The organism is Streptomyces lacaronensis (genome assembly GCF_047337785.1).
Taxonomy (GTDB): Bacteria; Actinomycetota; Actinomycetes; order Streptomycetales; family Streptomycetaceae; genus Streptomyces; species Streptomyces lycopersici.
Genome location: NZ_JBLHDK010000003.1, coordinates 8702817 through 8722188, shown reverse-complemented (window position 1 = coordinate 8722188; position 19372 = coordinate 8702817). Strand labels below are relative to the sequence as shown.

Annotated in this window: 15 protein-coding genes and 1 pseudogene; 11 read left to right on the top strand and 5 right to left on the bottom strand. The window is 69.6% G+C overall.

Annotated elements, in window-relative coordinates:
• Positions 1-115: 115 nt before the first annotated feature.
• Positions 116-985 carry a 4Fe-4S domain-containing protein gene (locus tag ACMTAK_RS37575; protein WP_413810280.1) on the bottom strand — a complete coding sequence of 290 codons (870 nt, stop codon included), beginning with the start codon at positions 983-985 and terminating at the stop codon, positions 116-118.
• 365 nt (positions 986-1350) lie between these two features.
• On the opposite strand from ACMTAK_RS37575, the pseudogene ACMTAK_RS37570 reads away from it, so the two are divergent.
• From ACMTAK_RS37570 to tyrS, 8 genes and pseudogenes are all read left to right on the top strand, one after another.
• Positions 1351-2196 (top strand): annotated as a pseudogene (locus ACMTAK_RS37570) (ThuA domain-containing protein); the annotation flags it as partial.
• 198 nt (positions 2197-2394) lie between these two features.
• Positions 2395-2844 (top strand): SseB family protein, encoded by a 450-nt coding sequence (locus tag ACMTAK_RS37565; RefSeq protein WP_413810279.1) that lies wholly within the window; start codon positions 2395-2397, stop codon positions 2842-2844.
• Positions 2831-3352 carry a hypothetical protein gene (locus ACMTAK_RS37560; RefSeq protein ID WP_413810278.1) on the top strand — a complete coding sequence of 174 codons (522 nt, stop codon included), beginning with the start codon at positions 2831-2833 and terminating at the stop codon, positions 3350-3352. The genes ACMTAK_RS37565 and ACMTAK_RS37560 overlap by 14 nt, the downstream gene beginning before the upstream one ends.
• Positions 3352-7734: a putative T7SS-secreted protein gene (locus ACMTAK_RS37555; protein WP_413810277.1), complete on the top strand. Its 4383-nt coding sequence runs from the start codon at positions 3352-3354 to the stop codon at positions 7732-7734. Before ACMTAK_RS37560 ends, ACMTAK_RS37555 begins: the two co-directional genes overlap by 1 nt.
• Before the next feature lie 8 nt (positions 7735-7742).
• The gene (locus ACMTAK_RS37550; protein ID WP_413810276.1) at positions 7743-8021 is read left to right on the top strand and encodes a hypothetical protein; all 279 of its coding nucleotides are present in this window, start codon (positions 7743-7745) and stop codon (positions 8019-8021) included.
• Positions 8022-8161: 140 nt separating this feature from the next.
• Positions 8162-9706, top strand: a complete 1545-nt coding sequence (locus tag ACMTAK_RS37545) for a TldD/PmbA family protein (RefSeq protein ID WP_413810275.1) — start codon at positions 8162-8164, stop codon at positions 9704-9706.
• Complete coding sequence (locus ACMTAK_RS37540; RefSeq protein WP_413810274.1) at positions 9703-11097, top strand: metallopeptidase TldD-related protein; 1395 nt, start codon at positions 9703-9705, stop codon at positions 11095-11097. The genes ACMTAK_RS37545 and ACMTAK_RS37540 overlap by 4 nt, the downstream gene beginning before the upstream one ends.
• A gap of 84 nt (positions 11098-11181) precedes the next feature.
• Positions 11182-12597: a tyrosine--tRNA ligase gene (gene tyrS, locus ACMTAK_RS37535; RefSeq protein WP_413810273.1), complete on the top strand. Its 1416-nt coding sequence runs from the start codon at positions 11182-11184 to the stop codon at positions 12595-12597.
• A 174-nt stretch (positions 12598-12771) separates the two neighbouring features.
• Here the strand turns inward: tyrS and ACMTAK_RS37530 are convergent, their stop codons facing one another.
• On the bottom strand, positions 12772-13056 hold the full coding sequence (locus ACMTAK_RS37530) for a GlsB/YeaQ/YmgE family stress response membrane protein (RefSeq protein ID WP_413810272.1): 285 nt from the start codon (positions 13054-13056) through the stop codon (positions 12772-12774).
• Between the two features lie 215 nt (positions 13057-13271).
• On the opposite strand from ACMTAK_RS37530, the gene ACMTAK_RS37525 reads away from it, so the two are divergent.
• Positions 13272-13661 carry a DUF3099 domain-containing protein gene (locus ACMTAK_RS37525; RefSeq protein WP_413813114.1) on the top strand — a complete coding sequence of 130 codons (390 nt, stop codon included), beginning with the start codon at positions 13272-13274 and terminating at the stop codon, positions 13659-13661.
• A 193-nt stretch (positions 13662-13854) separates the two neighbouring features.
• On the top strand, positions 13855-14094 hold the full coding sequence (locus ACMTAK_RS37520; RefSeq protein ID WP_201853620.1) for a hypothetical protein: 240 nt from the start codon (positions 13855-13857) through the stop codon (positions 14092-14094).
• On the opposite strand, the gene moaA is transcribed toward ACMTAK_RS37520, so the two are convergent.
• From moaA to ACMTAK_RS37505, 3 genes are all read right to left on the bottom strand, one after another.
• Positions 14095-15084 (bottom strand): GTP 3',8-cyclase MoaA, encoded by a 990-nt coding sequence (gene moaA / locus ACMTAK_RS37515; protein ID WP_413810271.1) that lies wholly within the window; start codon positions 15082-15084, stop codon positions 14095-14097.
• A 102-nt stretch (positions 15085-15186) separates the two neighbouring features.
• Positions 15187-16806 (bottom strand): solute symporter family protein, encoded by a 1620-nt coding sequence (locus ACMTAK_RS37510; RefSeq protein ID WP_413810270.1) that lies wholly within the window; start codon positions 16804-16806, stop codon positions 15187-15189.
• A complete protein-coding gene (locus ACMTAK_RS37505; RefSeq protein ID WP_051572843.1) occupies positions 16803-17159 on the bottom strand; it encodes a DUF485 domain-containing protein in 357 nt (118 codons plus the stop codon). The genes ACMTAK_RS37510 and ACMTAK_RS37505 overlap by 4 nt, the downstream gene beginning before the upstream one ends.
• Before the next feature lie 647 nt (positions 17160-17806).
• On the opposite strand from ACMTAK_RS37505, the gene ACMTAK_RS37500 reads away from it, so the two are divergent.
• Positions 17807-19339, top strand: coding sequence for a S8 family peptidase (locus ACMTAK_RS37500; RefSeq protein WP_413810269.1), 1533 nt, complete (start codon positions 17807-17809; stop codon positions 19337-19339).
• Positions 19340-19372 lie beyond the last annotated feature (33 nt).

The window sequence follows — 19372 nt, the reverse complement described above, 5'->3', positions numbered from 1 at the left end:
GGAATCGGGCACCCACAGGGGCGGATGCCCCGCCCTGTCGACTTCCTACAGAAACCCAGTGGTCACCCACCTCCGCCGGACTCCGTCCCGGCCTCTCCCCCACCCGGCCGCTCCCTCACCACCGGACGGCCGTGAAGTCGATCGGCCGGGGCCGCAGCAGCCCCGTGCGCTCCGCCAGCGCCCGCAACCGCCGGGACATCTCGTCGGCGTCCAGATGGCACCGGTCCCCGTGGCCCGGCAGGATCCACTCGAAACGCAGCCGTCCCGCCACCCTCGCCAGTGAGGCGGCCAGCTCCTCGATGGAGTGCCAGGTCACGCTCTCCGCCACGGCCAGATCTCCGAGCGCGCGCGACCAGTAGACGCTGTCACCGCTGAAGCAGTACCGGTCGTCCGCGAGGTAGAGCACGCTGCCCAGGGTGTGGCCCGGCAGCGGATGGGCGATGACCCCCGGGCCGATCTCCACGGGCTCCAGGCCCCGGATCACCTGGTCCGCGTCGGGCGCCGCGTCCAGGTCGCCCTCGTGGATCCACAGCCGGGCGCCGAAGTGATCGGCGTAGCGACGGCCGTGTGCGGCGTGGTCGCGGTGGGTCAGCAGCACATCGGTGACGGGGCCCGACGCCGCGTAACGCCCGGCCAGCTCCCGGCTCCAGCGCGGTGTGTCGATCATCATCGCCGTGCCGGACGGCCGCGGCAGCAGATAGGAGTTGGCCCCAGCGGTGTGCCGGGAGTTGTGACCGCAGATCAGTACCCCGTCGTCCAGGGCCATGGGGAACGGGTCGAGCGCCCGGTCCGGCTGCCCGGACGCCGGGCGGATCGAGCGGGTGGGGCAGGCGAACACGGCGGCGTGCAGGCGCCGCGCCTCCGCCTCGTCGCGCGGCTGGCGCACGACCTCCGACCGCCCGCCGACCTCGCTGATCAGCTCGGGTGCGAACTGCCGGGCGACATCGCAGTTGGTACAGCGGTCGTCCACGTACCAGTCGTCCATGACCGGCTCCTTCCGGGAATGCGGCCCTGGCCGGGCCCGCCCTTCCAGGGATAGCCAGCCGCGGACAAAACCGGTAGGCCCTGCCGATCTTGTACTTCCGGGCCCGGACCTCTCTCACGGGCCCGTAGGTCAAGGGCGAATGATCAGAAAAAGCCTGTCAAATATGCATCAATACGCATCGAGACGCATGCTTCGCGATCTCTTGACGAGCTTGGTTCAGACCTTTAAGTTCACCTCGCTCATCTGCGAAGGTCCGTGCCTCTGCGGCAGTGAACGACCCGCTCCGCAGCCGTGTCGGCGTTCGCCGTCAATGTCCTGATCCCCCACCCGTGACAGCGGCATCATCCGTACAGCGAGGAGCGCACATGCGGAAGAGCGGAGACATCAGATCGTCCAGGACCCCGTCCGTGGCCATACGGCTGCTGGTATTGCTGGCAACGCTGCTGGGACTGGCGGTCACTCCCGTCCATGCGACGGCCCGCGACGCGGCCGCGCCGTTCAAGGTGTTGGCCCTCTACAACGGAACGTGGGACGCCGCCCACATCAACTTCGTCCACGAGGCGAACGACTGGTTCCCGAAGCAGGCCGAGCAGAACGGTTTCACCTATACGGCGAGCAACGACTGGAACCAGCTCGACGACATCGGGACCGACGACTACCAGGTGGTGCTGTTCCTCGACGACCTGCCGCAGACCGCCGCCCAACGGGCGGGATTCGAGCGCTATATGCGCGCGGGCGGCGCCTGGATGGGGTTCCACGTGGCGGCCTTCACCACCGAGGCGCAGAGCTGGCCCTGGTACCACGACGAGTTCCTCGGCAGCGGCAACTTCACGTCCAACACCTGGGGGCCGACCACGGCCACCCTGCGGGTCGAGGACCGGACCCACCCGTCCACCAAGGCGCTGCCGGCCACCTTCACCTCGTCGGTCAGCGAGTGGTACAGCTGGTCGAAGGATCTGCGGCAGAACCCGGACATCAAGATCCTGGCCTCCGTCGACCCGAGCAGCTTCCCGCTCGGCACCGACCCCAACCAGACCTGGTACGACGGCTATTACCCGATCCTGTGGACGAACAGCAAGTACAAGATGCTGTACGCGAACTTCGGACACAACGCGATGGACTACGAGCACAACACCCCTCTGTCGTCCACCTTCGCGAGCCAGACGCAGAACCGGTTCCTGCTCGACGGGCTGAAGTGGCTCGGCGGCGCGGGCTGACCCCGGGCTGAACGCGCGGTCCTGACTCCGCACCCCGCACCCGCACCCCGCACCCGCACTCCGCACCCGCACTCCGTACGGAACGCCCCGATGTGCGTGCCACCCCGGGCAACCGGGGCGGCCGCTCCTTCATCACGCCGAGTCGCGTGGCGATCACCAGTGGTGTCAGTCGCCTGTGCGAAGATAGCCCGCATGTTTGGCGGAGGGGACAGCAGACCGCCTGGTCAGGCTGGCAAAACGACGCTGGCGGACCTCATCCGCCAGGAGACCGCCGCGCGGATGCCGGAGCGGGAGAAGTGGGCGGCGCTGCGGAAGGCGCGGCTGTACTTCCAGCGCCCGGAGGAGCCGGGCTTCCTGGTCTCGGAGACCGCCGAAGACGGCCCGCTCGTGCCGGTCTTCACCTCGATCGAAGGGCTCGCCCGCTTCGCGGGGGCGTGCGGATGGGCGTCCACGACCGTCGAGGATCTGGTGGGACTGCTGCCCGAGGGCGTACGGGCGCTGGTGGATCCGCTGGGCGAGCGCCCCTTCCTGCTGGACGCGCGGACGCTGCGCGACGCGGACGGCCAGGAAGCGGAAGGCCACGGGGCGGAAGGCCAGGGGACGGAAGGCCGCGAGGAGGGGGCTGAGCGTGGCGGATCCTGATGCCCGGAATGTGAACCGCGCCCCCAGCGAGGGCGGCGAACACGGCAAGTACGGCGGCAATGAGGGTGCCGACGGCTACAAGATCGAGATCGCTTCGGTGAAGGGCCTGATCGCCCCGCTGGAGGAGTCGGTCATCGGGGCCCGGGCCGTGAAGAACGGCCAGGAGAAGCTGACGGCCTATCTCCAGCACTGCGGCGCCCCCGAACTCCTGGAATCGGGCAAGGGGTTCCTCAAGGAGTGGGGCTTCGGCATGGGCGAGCTGGCCGACCACGCGGACGCGGTGGTGGAGCGGCTGTACGAGGCGATAGCCGGGTACATGCTGGCGGATCTGATGCGGATCAAGGACTTCTGGCCCTCGGACGAGAACATGGCGAAGCTCCCCTCGGGCTCGGCGGGCAAATGGTCCTGGGAGCACGTGGGCGCGCCGGAGATGGAGAAGCGCCCGGAGGACACGGGATTATCGAAGTTCTCGCGCAAGCTGTTGAGTGAGTACGGGGACGAGTCGTAATGGGCGATCCGGACGCGGGGCGGCCCCCGCAGATACGGATACCGGCCGATGCCAAGCCCAAGGATCTGATCCCCGGCAATCCGGACGACATCGACGACCTGGTGCTGGAGCTGCGCGCGTACGCGGGCGCCTTCCAGGACGGCAAGGACAAGCTGCGGCCGCTGGAGCTGGCGGACTGGTCGGGCAAGGGCGCGAGCGAGTTCCGGAAGTCGGTCGACCGGCTGCCGAAGGAACTGACCTCGGGACATGACCAGTTCACCCATGCGGCGAGTGCGCTGGCGGCGTACGCCACCAAGCTGCGGTCGGTGCAGAAGCGGTGTGAGCCGATCATCGAGGACGCGGACGCGGCGCGGGCGGCGTCCAAGGCGTACGGCAGGAAGGTCGAGTCGTACAACGACGCGGTGACGCGCGGCGACGAGCAACTGCCGGAGAAGCCTTCGGAGACCGATCCGGGCATCGCCGCGATGGAGGGATGTGTCGGTCGGCTGGACAAGCTGATCGAGGAGTTGCAGCTGGTCGTCGACGCGTCGAAGAAGAAGATCGACAAGGCGGCGGAGAAGGCCCCGAACAAGCCGAGCAACTGGCAGAAGGTCGGGGACAGCCTCAAGGACGGGCTGTGGAAGGTCCACCACGGCATCCTGGGCGTGGCCGAGCTCCCCGCCTCGCTCCTCAAGGGCGACGCCCAGGGCTTCGCGATGCAGCTGGCCGGGATGGCGGACGGCGCGGCGTACGCGGCCCAGCACCCCAAGGAGTTCGCGAAGGCGGTCACCAACTGGGACATGTGGTCCAAGGACCCGCTGCGCGCGGCGGGCGAGATCACCCCGTCGCTGCTGCTCGCCCTGGCCACGGGCGGCGCGAGCGCGCTGCGCAAGGGGCTCCAGACGGGCCGGACCGCCGCCCAGCGGCTGGCGGCCCGCAAGAAGGTCCTGGGCCGGGACGGCGAGGCGTCCGGCCGCGCGGACAGCGAGGGCACGCACGACCGCCACACCCACGACAGGGACTGCGAGGACGACCCCGTCGATGTCGCGACCGGCGAGATGGTCCTGCCGGCCACGGACGTGTCCCTGCCCGGGGCGCTCCCCCTGGTGCTGGAGCGCACCTTCGTCTCCGGGCACACCTGCGGCGGCTGGTTCGGCCGCACCTGGGCGGCCACGCTCGACCAGCGGCTGGAGCTGGACGCGGACGGGATCGTGTTCGTCACAGCCGATGGGATGGTGCTGCGTTACGGGGTGCCGACGCCCGGGGAGGACACCTATCCGGCGCGGGGCCCGCGCTGGCCGCTGCGCTGGGACGGCGCGGCGGGCGGCACGATGCGGATCGAGATACCGGAGCAGGGCCGCACACTGCGCTTCGACCCGTTGGTGGGCAACGAACTCCCCCTGACGGTGATCGAGGACCGCAACGGCCGGTCGATCACCTTCACTTATGGGGAGGACGGCACCCCGCGCGAGGTGGTGCACTCCGGCGGGTACCGCATCGCGATCGACACCGACCCGGAGCTGATGCGCGTCACCGGGCTGCGGCTCCTGGGCGTGGGTGACGCCCAGGAGGGCACCCCGCTGGTCGCCTTCGGCTACAACGACGCGGGCGATCTGACCCAGGTCTTCAACTCGGCCGACGAGCCGATGCGGTTCACCTACGACGACCAGCACCGCGTCACGTCGTGGACCGACCGCAATGGCACCAGCTTCGGGTACGTCTACGACCACCGGGGCCGGGTGCTGCGCACCATCGGCTCGGACGACATGATGACCGGCCGCTTCCACTACGACGAGGTGTCCCGCACCACCGTCTACACGGATTCGCTCGGCCACCGCATCACTTATGTCTTCGACGAGGCGTACCGGACAGTGGCCCGCACCGATGCCCTGGGCCACACCACCCGCACCGAGTGGGACCCGGAAACGCGCCGCCTGCCCCTGTCGGTGACGGACCCGCTGGGCCACACCACCCGCTATGCGTACGACGACTCCGGCAACCTGATACGTGTCGACCGCCCGGACGGCACGGCGGCCACGGCCACGTACGACGCGTACGGCCGGCCGCGGGAGGTCCGGGAACCGGACGGCGCCGTGTGGCGCCACGCCTATGACGAGCGGGGCAACCGCGTCCGGACGACGGACCCGATGGGCGCGGAGACGCACTACACGTATGACGAGTCGGGGAATCTGACCTCGGTCACGGACGCGCTGGGCCACACCACGCATGTCGTATGCGACGAGGCGGGCCTGCCGGTGGAAATCACCGACGGGTTGGGCAACACGACACGGGTCCGCCGGGGCACCCATGGCCGCATCACGCGCGTCACCGACCCCCTGGGCCATGTCACCCGCCAAGGCTGGACCATCGAGGGCAAGCCCGCCTGGCGCACCCGGCCGGACGGCAGCCGCGAGACCTGGGCCTGGGACGCCGAGGGCAACCTCCTCGAACACACCGACCCGGCGGGCAACACCACCCGCCACACCCACACCCACTTCGACCTCCCGGCGACGCGGACCGAGCCGGATGGGGCGACGTACGCCTTCACATACGACACCGAGCTGCGCCTGACGGGGGTCACGAACCCGCAGGGCCGGACGTGGACGTACGCGTACGACGGGGCGGGGCAGGTCGTCTCGGAAACGGACTTCAACGGCCGCACGCTCAGGTACGAGCACGATGCGGCGGGCCGCCTGATATCCCGGGAGAACGGCGCGGGCGAAACCCTGGCCTACACGCGCGACGCACTGGGCCGCACGGTCGCCACGCGCACGGCGGACGGCACGGAGACGACGTTCGCGTACGACGCGGCGAGCCGCCTGACGCGGGCGGCGAACCCGGACACGGAGCTGCACCGCACGTATGACGCGCGGGGCCGGGTGCTGGCGGAGACGGTGGGCGGTCGTACGACGTCGTACGCGTACGACGCGGCGGGCAACCGCACCGAACGGATCACCCCGAGCGGCCTGCGGTCGGCGTGGGCGTACGACGCGGCAGGCCGCCCACTGTCCCTCACCGCGGCGGACAACTCCCTGCACTTCGCGTACGACGCGGGGGGCCGGGAAACGTCCCGCACCTTCGGCGACGATGTGACCCTGACCCAGGCGTGGGACGCCCTGGACCGGATGACGGGCCAGACCGTCACCGGCCCGGCCAACGCCCTCATCCAGCACCGGGCGTACAGCTACCGCCCGGACGACCACCTCACCGAGATCCGCGAGCTGACGTCCGGGACCCGCCGCTTCGACCTCGACCCGGTCGGCCGCGTAACGGCGGTCCACGCCCACGGCTGGACCGAGACCTACGCCTACGACGCGACGGGCAACCTGACGCACGCCACGGCCCCGGGCCACGAGGCGCCCGGCGACCGGGAATTCACCGGCACGGTGATCCGCCGAGCGGGCCGCACCACGTACGCACACGACGCCCAGGGCCGCCTGACCCGCCGCACCCGCCGCCTCCTGAACGGCCGGACCCGCACCTGGACCTACACCTGGAACGCCGAAGACCGCCTCACCCAAGCCATCACCCCGGACGGCGCCCGCTGGCACTACACGTATGACCCACTGGGCCGCCGCATATCCAAACAACACCTGGCCGAAGACGGCACGGCCACCGAATCGGTGAACTTCACCTGGGACGGCACACGCCTGGCCGAACAGACAACGGCCGAAGGCACAACGCTGACCTGGGACTACGCCCCAGGCACCCACCGCCCCCTGGCCCAAACCGAGCACCACGCATCCGGGACCCGCTTCCACGCCATCATCACGGACCTGGTCGGCACCCCGACGGAACTTGTCACCCCCGACGGCGCCGTCGCCTGGCAACACCGCACCACCCTCTGGGGCACCCCTCTCCCCGCCCCACCCGACTCGGCCGACTGCCCCCTCCGCTTCCCCGGCCAATACGCCGACCCGGAAACCGGCCTCCACTACAACTACTTCCGCCACTACGACCCGGAAACGGCCCGCTACGCTTCCCCTGACCTTCTTGGGCTGAACCCGAGTCCGAACCCGATCGCATATGTGCTCAACCCCTTCGTACTGTCCGACAGCCTCGGTCTGGCACCCGATGGCTGCCCGAAAGACGACACATCGCCACGGACCCCTGTTGGCCATAGGGGGCAGAAGTGGGAAATAAAACATCCCGTTGATAGGACAGCGAGTAACTCCCCAGGGGAGGTCAACGGGATTCATTACAGTGGTCATGCGTTTGACCGAATGCAGAAACAAGGCATCATGCCTTCGACCGTTCAGCATGCGATCGAACATGGCCACGAGATGTCCGGGAAGAGAGAGGGCACCACGGTATATTACGACGAACTAAACGACCTGACGGTCGTCAGGAATTCTACAGACGGAAGGGTCGTAACCGTGGACTACGGAAAAATTCGACAGTAAGGCTGGACGTGGAAACCAATTATGGCTCATTGCTTCGAAAATCGCTGCTGGAGTTTCAAGAAGGTAGTATTTCGTTGGCACGACTCGTCAGCGACGTTGACTCCATTTGGGAATCGTTGGAGCCTTCTGAGGCAAAGGACAGCATTCGCGGAGACTGGTGGACACTGGAGCAAGTGCTCGCTGTGGACGTCATCGATCGCGGGTTGGACACCCTTCCCCCAGATGCCGCTCAACAGGTAGCCGAAGCGCTCCAAGGGCTCGAGACGGCGTCGCGAGATCTCGATTGAGCTCCCGGACGGTTCCCGGGCGCTCGCGGCAGTGTCCCCAAGCTCCAACCTCCACGGGCAATTACCGCGCCCCAGGCCCCAGCCACATGGTTCACTGCCGACGGACACCACGCGACGTACCCGACGAAGAGGAGCCGCCCGTGACGCACGAGATTGATCCGTCCTTCCTCGCGCTGCCGCTCAGGGCGCTCGCCGATGCGGCGCTGGCGCGGGCCCGTGCGCTTGGGGCCGAGCATGCCGACTTTCGGTTGGAGCGGGTGCGGAGTGCCGCGTGGCGGTTGCGGGATGGCAGGGCCGCCGGGGCGGCTGATACCACCGATCTGGGGTATGCGGTGCGGGTGGTGCACGGCGGGGCGTGGGGGTTCGCGGCGGGGGTGGATCTGAGCATGGACGCCGCCGCGCGGGTGGCCTCGCAGGCGGTGGCGATGGCGAAGCTGTCCGCCAAGGTGATCGAGGCGGCGGGGTCCGATGAGCGCGTGGAGTTGGCGGACGAGCCGGTGCATGGCGACAAGACCTGGGTCTCGTCGTATGAGGTCAACCCGTTCGATGTGGCCGACTCCGACAAGACCGGGCTGCTCGCCGAGTGGAGCCGCCGGCTGCTCGCGGCCGATGGGGTCGCGCACGCGGACGCGTCGCTGCTGACCGTGCAGGAGAACAAGTTCTACGCGGACACGGCGGGCACCGTGACCACCCAGCAGCGGGTGCGACTCCATCCGCAGCTCACGGCCGTGGCCGTGGACCCGGCGAGCGGGGAGTTCGACTCGATGCGCACCCTCGCCCCGCCGGTCGGGCGCGGCTGGGAGTATCTGACCGGCGGGGCCGGCGGGCCCGGCGCGGGCGGCTGGGACTGGGACGCGGAGCTGGCGGAGATCCCGGAGCTGCTGGCCGAGAAGATGCGCGCGCCATCCGTCGAGGCGGGGTCCTACGACCTGGTGGTGGACCCGTCCAATCTGTGGCTGACCATCCATGAGTCGATCGGCCACGCCACCGAGCTGGACCGCGCGCTCGGTTACGAGGCGGCGTACGCGGGCACCTCCTTCGCCACGTTCGACCAGCTCGGAAAGTTGAAGTACGGCTCCGAGGTCATGAACGTGACCGGGGACCGGACCGCCGAGCACGGGCTGGCCACGATCGGCTACGACGACGAAGGCGTGGCCGCCCAGTCCTGGGATCTGGTGAAGGGCGGCACGCTCGTCGGCTATCAGCTGGACCGCCGGATCGCCCGGCTGACCGGTTTCGAGCGGTCGAACGGCTGCGCCTTCGCCGATTCGCCGGGCCATGTGCCGGTACAGCGGATGGCGAACGTATCGCTCCGGCCCGCCCCCGGCGGCCCCTCGACGGAGGAGCTGATCGGGGACGTCGAGAACGGTCTGTATCTGGTCGGCGACCGCTCCTGGTCGATCGATATGCAGCGGTACAACTTCCAGTTCACGGCGCAGAGGGCGTATCGCATCAGGAACGGCGCTCTCGCCGGGCAGGTGCGCGACTTCGCCTACCAGGCCACCACCACCGACTTCTGGGGTTCGATGACGGCCGTGGGCGGCCCGGGGACGTATGTCCTGGGCGGCGCCTTCAACTGCGGCAAGGCCCAACCCGGGCAGATCGCGGCGGTCTCGCACGGCTGCCCGTCGGCGCTCTTCCGCGGCGTCAACATCCTCAACACCACCCAGGAGGCCGGACGATGAGCGTGAAGCCCCATGAGATCGTCGAGCGCGCCCTGGAGCTGTCCCGCGCGGACGGCTGTGTGGTGATCGCCAACGAGACCTCGACGGCCAATCTGCGCTGGGCGGGCAACGCCCTGACGACCAACGGCGTCACCCGCGGCCGCACGCTGACCGTCGTGGCCACCGTGAACGGCGGGCAGGGCACCGCCTCGGGCGTGGTGTCCCGGTCCGCGGTCACCGCCGAGGAGCTGGAGCCGCTGGTACGCGCCGCCGAGGCGGCGGCGCGGGAGGCGGAGCCGGCCGAGGACGCCCAGCCGCTGGTGGAGCGGGATCCGGGCGCGGCGGTCTCCCCCGGTTTCGCCGACGGCCCGGCCGTGACCTCTTCCGAGGTGTTCGCGGGCTTCGCGCCCGCCCTCGGCGAGTCCTTCGCCCGGGCCCGCGCGGGCGGCCGGGAGCTGTACGGATTCGCCCACCATGAGTTGGTCTCCAGCTATCTCGGCAGCTCCACCGGGCTGCGGCTGCGCCATGACCAGCCCACCGGCACGCTCGAGGTCAACGCCAAGTCACCGGACCGGACGCGTTCGGCCTGGGCCGGGCGGGCCACCCGGGACTTCACCGATGTGGACCCGGCCGCGATCGACGCCGAGCTCGCCCAGCGGCTCGCCTGGGCCGAGCGCAGGGTCGAGCTGCCGGCCGGCCGCTACGAGACGCTGCTGCCCCCGAGCGCCGTGGCCGATCTGCTGATCGACCAGCTGTGGTCGTCCTCGGCCCGGGACGCGGTGGAGGGCCGTACGGTCTTCAGCAAGCCGGGCGGTGGCACCCGGGTCGGCGAGAAGCTGTCCGAGCTGCCCTTCACGCTGCGCAGCGACCCGGCCGAGCCCGGGCTGGAGGCGGCGCCGTTCGTGATCGCGCACTCGTCCGGGGACGACGCGTCGGTCTTCGACAACGGTCTGCCGCTGTCCGCCACCGACTGGGTCCGTGACGGGGTGCTCCAGCAGCTGGTCACCACCCGGCACACATCCGCCCTCACCGGGCTGCCGCTCGCCCCCGCGATCGACAACCTCATCGTGGACGCGGGCGGCACCCGCTCGCTGGAGGAGATGGTCGCCTCGACCGAGCGGGGGCTGCTGCTGACCTGCCTGTGGTATATCCGCGAGGTCGACCCGGCGACACTGCTGCTCACCGGGCTGACCAGGGACGGCGTGTATCTCGTGGAGAACGGCGAGGTGGTCGGCGAGGTGAACAACTTCCGGTTCAACGAGTCGCCGGTGGACCTGCTCGCCCGCGCCACCGAGGCGGGCCGCACCGAGCGGACGCTGGCGCGGGAGTGGAGCGACTACTTCAACCGCGCCGCGGTGCCGCCGCTGCGCATTCCGGACTTCAATATGAGCTCGGTCAGCAAGGGGGTGTGAGGAGCCGAATAGACTGGTCCACGCCCATCCGAAGCGACCGTTTCGGATCCATCCATTTCCGTTTCGTCTATCCCCAGGAACGCCATGACACGCCTCGGCGAATCCGTCGCCCGCGCCAGCGAGCTCCTCAGCCAGGATCTCTCCTCCGACAAGACCGTCGAGCGGCTGCTCGAGGAGACGGGCTCGCGGCGCTATATCGACCTGACGGACCTCTCGCCGACGGAGCAGGCCGAGCTGATCGCGTCTCGTACGGTCGAGATCCTGCCCGGCGTGGCGGACCTGGCGAAGCGGATCGAGGAGCGCCGCGGCGCCGGCCAGGGCCTGGCCATCAAGCTGGGCATCGACCCGACGGCCGCCGATGTGCACCTCGGCCATGTGGTGCCGATGATCATCCTCAACCGCTTCCAGCGCATGGGGCATGACGTCACGCTGCTGATCGGCGACTTCACGGCCAAGATCGGAGACCCGTCGGGCCGTACGGCCGAGCGCCCGCCGCTGACCGACGAGGACATCGCCCGGAACCTCGCGGGCTACCAGGACCAGGTCCGGCCGTTCTTCGACTTCGAGAAGGTCAACTTCCGGCAGAACAGCGAGTGGCTGGCGCCGTACACCTTCCCGGAGCTGCTGGGGCTGCTCTCCCAGGTGCCGGTCTCCCAGCTGCTGCAGCGCGAGGACTTCCGCAACCGGCTGGCCGCCGGCTCCGGGCTGACCATGTCCGAGCTGCTCTACCCGATCGCGCAGGCCCTGGACTCGGTGGCCCTGGAGTGCGATGTGGAGCTGGGCGGCGCGGATCAGCTGCTCAATCTGCAGATGGGCCGCAAGCTGATGGAGCTGCGCGGGCAGCGGCCGCAGCTGGTGGTCACGATGCCGCTGATCGAGGGCACGGACGGCACCGGCGCCAAGATGTCCAAGTCCAAGGGCAACTATGTGGCGCTCTCCGCGACCGCCGACGATGTCTTCGGCAAGATCATGTCGATTCCGGACCGGCTGATGAAGCCGTACCTGGAGGCATGGACCGAGTGGACGGACGCGGAGATCGCCGCCGCGATCGCCCGGGTCGAGGAGCGGTCGCTGCACCCGATGGATCTGAAGAAGGTCCTGGCGGGCGAGGTGGTGGCGGCGCTGTACGGCCTGGAGAAGGCGATGGCGGCCCGTGCGGGCTTCGTCGCGCAGTTCTCCAAGAAGAGCTTCACCGATGTCGAGACGCCGGTGGTCGACGCCGGGGAGCACGGCACCGAGTCCATCGCGACCGTGCTGAGCAAGGTGCTGGAGTTCCAGCCCAGCGCCTCGGCCGCCCGCCGGGTCGCCAAGCAGAACGGTCTGCGGCTGGTGATCGAGACCGAGGGCGGTCAGGAGTCGGTGGTGCTGCCCGAGGCCCAGGCGGTGCGCCCGCTGGCCGAGGTGGTCGCGGAGACGCTGGCGTCCGCCGGGCTCACGGGGGCTTCCGGCGGTGTCTACCTCAAGGCCGGTCGGAAGATCGCCCAGGTGCGCGGGGTATAGCCCGCGCAACCCCACGACGGGAGCCCCACCACGGGAGCCCCACAACGGCACGGAAGCGGCGGCCGGTGCGCGTCCACCACGCGCACCGGCCGCCGCCGTCGTACCAGCCGTCGTATCGGCCCTCGTATCAGCCGCCGCCGTCGCGCGCCTCGGGTCACACCACGGTCGCCCGCCTCAGGTCACGCTACGTCTGCGTCCGCCACCGCGGATCGAATGCCACAGCGGAGTGCCCAGCGCGACGATCACCACGGCCCCCGCCAGCTGCAGCAGATGCCGGATCCAGTCGAATCCCCCGGTGTGCCTGACCCCGATCCAGCCGGCCACCGCATTGCCCAGAAGGCCGCCGAGAATGCCGTAGACGCAGGTCAGCCAGAGCGGAATGGCCTGTTTGCCGGGCAGGAGCGCCCTGGCGATCACACCCAGGATCAGTCCCACGACGATCGCCCATAGCCAGTTCATGTCGCCTCCCTGACACGCGGCGAGGGGATGCACATCCCTTCCAGTGTTCGGCCACGTCGCGCAGGGCGCACGCCGGAGGGCCGATACACCCTGGCGCAACCGGAGACGGCACCCATCAGGGTGCCCCGGTCTCGTACCGACAGCAGGCGCGGCGTAACGTTGAGTACGTCCCAGAGTGGGGGGAAGCCCGCTCGGCGATCAGGTGGTGGAGCGTGATGCGGAAGCACGGCGATGCGGAGGTCTTCCGAATCACCGGAGCGCGGCAGGGGCTGGCCGACGATGTACGTGGCCGGCAGCGCCGCTATGTGATCTCGATGTCGGTCCGGACCGTCGCGGTCGTGCTGGCGGCGGTGTTGTGGAACGTGGAGCGCCACGTGGCCATCGTGGCGCTGGTGCTCGGCGCGGTGCTGCCCTACATCGCGGTCGTGATAGCCAACGCGGGCCGGGAGAACGCCACTTCGCTGCCCACCACCTTCATCCCGACCCCGCCCCGTCCGATGCTGATCGCCGGGCGCGGAGAGGAGCCGAGCGAGCCCCACGGGGCGGAATCCGTCCCGGAGGACGTCGGACATATCAGCGAGCCTGGACCCGGTGAGCGGGGCTGACCTGCCACGTTTCCATAAGCTCAAGAAAACCTCAGATCAATAGTGCAGTACCGGTGCACCGGGCCCCATCCCTCGTGACATACTGCGTACGCGCTCCGCATCCCCCGTCGGAGCGACGGACCGACGCCGGGCGGCTCCCCCCGTGGCTGCCCGGCGTCGTCATGTCCGGCGGGCCTTTCGTAGAGTCTGCGGTGTGAACACCCGCGAGACCGCCGCCGAGACCGACACCGTGATCTGCTCCGCCAAGGGCTGCCACGCCCCCGCCGTATGGGTGCTGGCCTGGAACAACCCCAAGATCCACACCCCGGAGCGGCGCAAGACCTGGCTCGCCTGCGAGGAACACCGCGAATATCTCTCGGAGTTCCTCGGAGTGCGGGGCTTCCTCAAGGACGTGGTGACGCTGGAGGAATGGTCGGCAACCGAGGACCAGTGATCAGCCCCCGATCGCCGACATCGGCCGGTCCGGCTGGAGGAACGAGGGGTCATCGAGCCCGGATCCGGCCTTCTTGCCCCACATCGCCAGCCGCCACAGCCGCGCGATCTCCTCGTCCGGGGCGCCGGAGCGCAGCGCTCCGCGCAGATCGGACTCCTCGCGCGCGAAGAGGCAGGTGCGCACCTGCCCGTCGGCGGTCAGCCGGGTGCGGTCGCAGGCGCGGCAGAACGGGCGGGTGACCGAGGCGATGACGCCGACCCGCGCCGGGCCGCCGTCGACCAGCCAGCGCTCGGCGGGCGCGGAGCCACGCTCGTCCTCGCCCTCGGGGGTGAGGGCGAAGCGGGTGCGCAGACTGGCCAGGATGTCCCCGGCGGTGATCATGCCGTCGCGCTTCCAGCCGTGCTGGGCATCGAGCGGCATCTGCTCGATGAAGCGCAGCTCATAGCCGTTTTCCAGGGCCCAGGCGAGCAGCTCGGGCGCCTCGTCGTCGTTGAGCCCGGGCATCAGCACGGCGTTGACCTTCACCGGGGTCAGCCCGGCGGTGTGCGCCGCGTCGAGGCCACGCAGCACATCGTCATGGCGCTTGCGCCGGGTGATGGCCTGGAACACCTCCGGACGCAGGGTGTCGAGCGAGACATTGACCCGGTCCAGGCCCGCGTCGCGCAGGGCCGGGGCGGTGCGCTCCAAACCGATGCCGTTGGTGGTGAGCGACATCCGCGGGCGCGGGTCGAGGTCCGCGCAGCGCTCCACGATGCCGACCAGACCGGGGCGCAGCAGTGGCTCACCGCCGGTGAAGCGGACCTCGGTGACCCCGAGCTCGGTGACGGCGATCCGGATCAGCCGGACTATCTCGTCGTCGGTGAGCAGGTCCGGTTTGGCGAGCCACTGCAGGCCCTCTTCCGGCATGCAGTAGGTACAGCGCAGATTGCAGCGGTCGGTCAGAGAGACACGCAGGTCGGTGGCTACGCGACCATAGGTGTCGATCAGCATGGTGGCGGCCCCTCCACGGTTGGCGTGCGTGCACTGCTCAATTCTCTCGCAGCGTACGCGACGGGTGTGACATGGAGGGGCCGCGCGGGTGGGAGCGACCGGTCAGTGGGCTCCGTGCCCGGTGAGCGAGCGCACCTCCAGCTCGGCGTACTTCTCCTTGTCGGGCTGTTCCTTGGAGACGACGGTGCCCAGCCAGCCGAGCAGGAAGCCCAGCGGGATGGAGATCAGCCCGGGGTTCTCCAGCGGGAACCAGTGGAAGTCCACGTCCGGGAACATCGAGGTCTCCTTGCCCGAGACGACGGGCGAGAAGAGCACCAGGAAGACCGAGGAGATCAGTCCGCCATAGATGGACCACAGCGCGCCCTGGGTGGTGAAGCGTTTCCAGAACAGGCTGTAGAGGATGGTCGGCAGGTTGGCGGAGGCGGCGACCGCGAAGGCGAGTGCCACGAGTCCGGCGACGTTGAGATCTCGCGCGAAGACGCCGAGGACGACGGCGACGGTGCCGATGCCGACGGTGGCCCAGCGCGCGGCCGAGATCTCCTCCTCCTGGGTCGCCTTGCCCTTGCGGATGACGTTGGCGTACAGGTCGTGGGCGAAGGACGACGAGGAGGCGAGGGTGAGCCCGGCGACCACGGCGAGGATCGTCGCGAACGCCACCGCGGAGATCACCGCGAGCAGGATGGCGCCGCCGGTGGAGTCCGGTCCGCCGCCGATCTCCTCGGCGAGCAGTGGGGCGGCGGTGTTGCCCGACTTGTTGGAGGCGATGATGTCGTCGTGCTTGAGCAACGCGGCGGCGCCGAAGCCCAGCGCGATGGTCATCAGGTAGAAGAGGCCGATGATGCCGATGGCCCAGTTGACCGAGTTACGGGCGGCCCGCGCGGTGGGCACGGTGTAGAACCGGATGAGGATGTGCGGCAGGCCCGCGGTGCCCAGGACCAGGGCGATACCGAGCGAGATGAAGTCCAGCTTGGTGGTGGCGTTGAGCCCGTACTTCAGCCCCGGCTCCAGGAACGACTCTCCGATGCCGCTGTTCTTGGCCGCCTCGCCCAGCAGGTCGGAGATGTTGAAGTTGAACTTCAGCAGCACCAGGAAGGTGATCAGCAGCGTGCCCGCGATCAGCAGCACGGCCTTGACCATCTGCACCCAGGTGGTGCCCTTCATGCCGCCGATGGTGACGTAGAGCATCATCACGACGCCGACGAGGACGACGATGAGGATCTTCCCGGCCTCGCTGGTGATGCCCAGCAGCAGGGAGACCAGCACCCCCGCGCCCGCCATCTGCGCCAGCAGGTAGAAGATCGAGACGACGATGGTGGAGACGCCCGCGGCGGTGCGCACCGGGCGCTGGCGCATCCGGTAGGCGAGCACGTCGCCCATCGTGAAGCGGCCGGAGTTGCGCAGCGGCTCGGCGACCAGCAGCAGGGCCACCAGCCAGGCGACGAGGAAGCCGATCGAGTACAGGAAGCCGTCGTAGCCGGAGAGCGCGATGGCGCCGGCGATGCCGAGGAAGGACGCGGCGGACATGTAGTCGCCGGAGATGGCCAGGCCGTTCTGGAAGCCGGTGAACTGGCGGCCGCCGGCGTAGAAGTCGGTGGCGTCCTTGGTCTGGCGGCCCGCCCAGACGGTGATGGCCAGGGTCGCCAGGACGAAGACGGCGAAGAGCGTGACGATCAGCGGCCGGTTGTCCGAGGCGCTCTCGGCGGCGAGCAGGTGGGGGCTCATGAGCGCTCCTCCAGACGGGACTTGATGGCCTGGGCGCGGGGGTCCAGCTTGGCGGCGGCGTGCCGGGAGTACCACCAGGCGATGAGGAAGGTGGTCAGGAACTGGGCGAGCCCGAACACCAGGGCCACGTTGATGTGGCCCACGACCTTGGTGCCCATGAAGCCGTCCGCGTAGTTGGACAGCAGGACGTAGAGCAGGTACCAGCTGACGAACGCGATGGTGAGCGGGAACGCGAACGAGCGGTGGGCACCGCGCAGTTCGCCGAACTCCGCGCTCGCTTGGACCTCGGCGTAGGCAGAACGGTCAAGTTGCCGCTGATCGTCGGGGCGATCGTTGGCCGGTGCGGTATCCACGGTCTCTCCTGGTGAGTGGGTCCGACGGGAATGAATACGGCGGCGAGTGATCCAGATCACGCATGGTAGGGCGGCGCGGACCCGTACGACAGGGGCCGGTTGATTGAAAGACGGATAAGAATTCGGGGGAGGGATCGGCTCCGGGTACTGTGGCGGGTTTTCTTCCGGAATGCATTGATGTCCGACCTTGATCAGCGATAGCTTCCTTCGTCATGTACCCGCCCAGCCGCCGACGGCGTCCGGGCGGCCCGTAAGGATGAAGTGGAGACCCCATGGCTCATCTGAGATCGGCTCCTCCAAGACCCGGACGGCGGGCGTTTGACGGCCCGTCGGCTTCGCACCACCCCCTCACCACTCCCCGCCCGCCTCTGCCCCGGTTCCGCGGCGTCCCGGGGCATCGAGGCGGCGCGCGGGAGCCGCGCCGAGAGGGCGCGCACATTCGCTTGTGCGGATGACCCCGGCCGGACCGCCGCCGTTGACGCGGCCCGCCGGACCGCCGCCCGCGCCCGGGGGCTCCGCGTCCCCCGAGTGGCGCGCTGAGCGCGCGTCCGCGCCCCCGGTCCGGAACGCTGACGATCCAACCCGGTCCGCCCGCCCAGAGCCTTCTCATCCACCTCGAGAGAACCGTCGAGAGAACCGGAGTACCCATGACGCCGCGCCGCACCTCCCTGCCGCTGCGCACCGCCGCGATACCCGCCGCCATGGCGCTCACCACCGCGCTGGCCTTCCTGCCCACCACCGCCACCGCGCTCGGACGGGACGGCCACGCCGCCGCGGCCGCCACGGCCGACGGCCCGTCCCTGAGCTATGTCGTCAACACCCGCCCTGGGCAGGACCCGTCCCGGATCCGCAGGGCCATCGCCCAGGCCGGCGGCACGGTCGTGGTGTCCTACGACCGGATCGGCGTCATCGTCGTCCACTCCGCCAACCCGGACTTCGCCAAGACCGTCCGTGAGGTGCGCGGCGTCACCTCCGCCGGGAACACCCGCACCGCCCCGCTGCCCGCCCAGTCCACCGACGACATCGACACGCCGAAGCTGCTGAGCGAGAAGCAGCGGCAGGCGGTGGCGGCGAAGGCGAAGGCCGGGCAGGACCCGCTGGAGCCGCTCCAGTGGGATCTGCCGGCGATCAAGGCGGACAAGGCGCATGAGAAGAGCCTGGGCAGCCGTAAGGTCACCGTCGGGGTCATCGACACCGGTGTGGACGACACCCACCCCGATCTGGCGCCGAACTTCGACCGTAAGGCGTCCGTCAACTGTGTCACGGGCAAGCCGGACACCGCCGACGGCGCCTGGCGGCCGAGCGCCGAGGAGTCCCCGCACGGCACTCATGTGGCGGGCGAGATCGCCGCCGCGAAGAACGGCGTCGGCGTCACCGGTGTGGCCCCGGGCGTCAAGGTCTCCGGGATCAAGGTGTCCACCACGGCCGGGTTCTTCTACACCGAGGCGGTCGTCTGCGGCTTCGTCTGGGCCGCCGAGCACGGCGTGGACGTCACCAACAACAGCTATTACACCGACCCGTGGTACTTCAACTGCACCACGGACCCGGACCAGAAGGCCCTGGTCGAGGCGGTGCGCCGGGCCTCGTCGTACGCCGAGCGCCGGGGCGTGGTCAATGTGGCCGCGGCGGGCAACGAGAACTACGACCTGACCTCGGACACCATCACCGACCCCTCCAGCCCCAACGACACCACCCCCGGCGACCGGGAGGTGGACCCGAGCGTCTGCCTGGACATCCCGACCCAGCTGCCGGGCGTCGTCACGGTCGCCTCGACCGGCGCCAAGGGGCTCAAGTCCTCGTTCTCCAACTACGGCCTGGGGATCATCGACATCGCGGCCCCCGGCGGCGACAGCACCGTCTACCAGAAGCCCGAGCCCCCGGCCACCAGCGGCCTGATCTACAACACGCTGCCGGGCGGGCAGTACGGCTACATGGCGGGCACGTCGATGGCCTCGCCGCATGTGGCCGGTGTCGCGGCGCTCATCAAGAGCACCCATCCGCACGCCTCCCCCTGGCAGGTGAAGGCGCTGCTCAAGGCCGAGGCCGATGACCTGGCCTGCCCGACGCCGTACGACATCGACGGCGACGGCACGGTCGACGCGGTGTGCGAGGGCGGCAAGCGGTACAACGGCTTCTACGGCGCCGGGCTCGCGGACGCCCTGGACGCCGTCGAGAAGTGACCGGCTGACACAATGCACGGGCCGCCGGGGCGG

What these genes read in the sequence shown, in the direction of transcription:
- ACMTAK_RS37500 (WP_413810269.1), top strand. Translation starts at nt 17,807, where the DNA reads ATGACGCCGCGCCGCACCTCCCTGCCGCTGCGCACCGCCGCGATACCC.
- ACMTAK_RS37530 (WP_413810272.1), bottom strand. Translation starts at nt 13,056, where the DNA reads ATGAACTGGCTATGGGCGATCGTCGTGGGACTGATCCTGGGTGTGATC.
- ACMTAK_RS37525 (WP_413813114.1), top strand. Translation starts at nt 13,272, where the DNA reads ATGCGGAAGCACGGCGATGCGGAGGTCTTCCGAATCACCGGAGCGCGG.
- tyrS (WP_413810273.1), top strand. Translation starts at nt 11,182, where the DNA reads ATGACACGCCTCGGCGAATCCGTCGCCCGCGCCAGCGAGCTCCTCAGC.
- ACMTAK_RS37510 (WP_413810270.1), bottom strand. Translation starts at nt 16,806, where the DNA reads ATGAGCCCCCACCTGCTCGCCGCCGAGAGCGCCTCGGACAACCGGCCG.
- ACMTAK_RS37555 (WP_413810277.1), top strand. Translation starts at nt 3,352, where the DNA reads ATGGGCGATCCGGACGCGGGGCGGCCCCCGCAGATACGGATACCGGCC.
- ACMTAK_RS37540 (WP_413810274.1), top strand. Translation starts at nt 9,703, where the DNA reads ATGAGCGTGAAGCCCCATGAGATCGTCGAGCGCGCCCTGGAGCTGTCC.
- ACMTAK_RS37575 (WP_413810280.1), bottom strand. Translation starts at nt 985, where the DNA reads ATGGACGACTGGTACGTGGACGACCGCTGTACCAACTGCGATGTCGCC.
- ACMTAK_RS37565 (WP_413810279.1), top strand. Translation starts at nt 2,395, where the DNA reads ATGTTTGGCGGAGGGGACAGCAGACCGCCTGGTCAGGCTGGCAAAACG.
- moaA (WP_413810271.1), bottom strand. Translation starts at nt 15,084, where the DNA reads ATGCTGATCGACACCTATGGTCGCGTAGCCACCGACCTGCGTGTCTCT.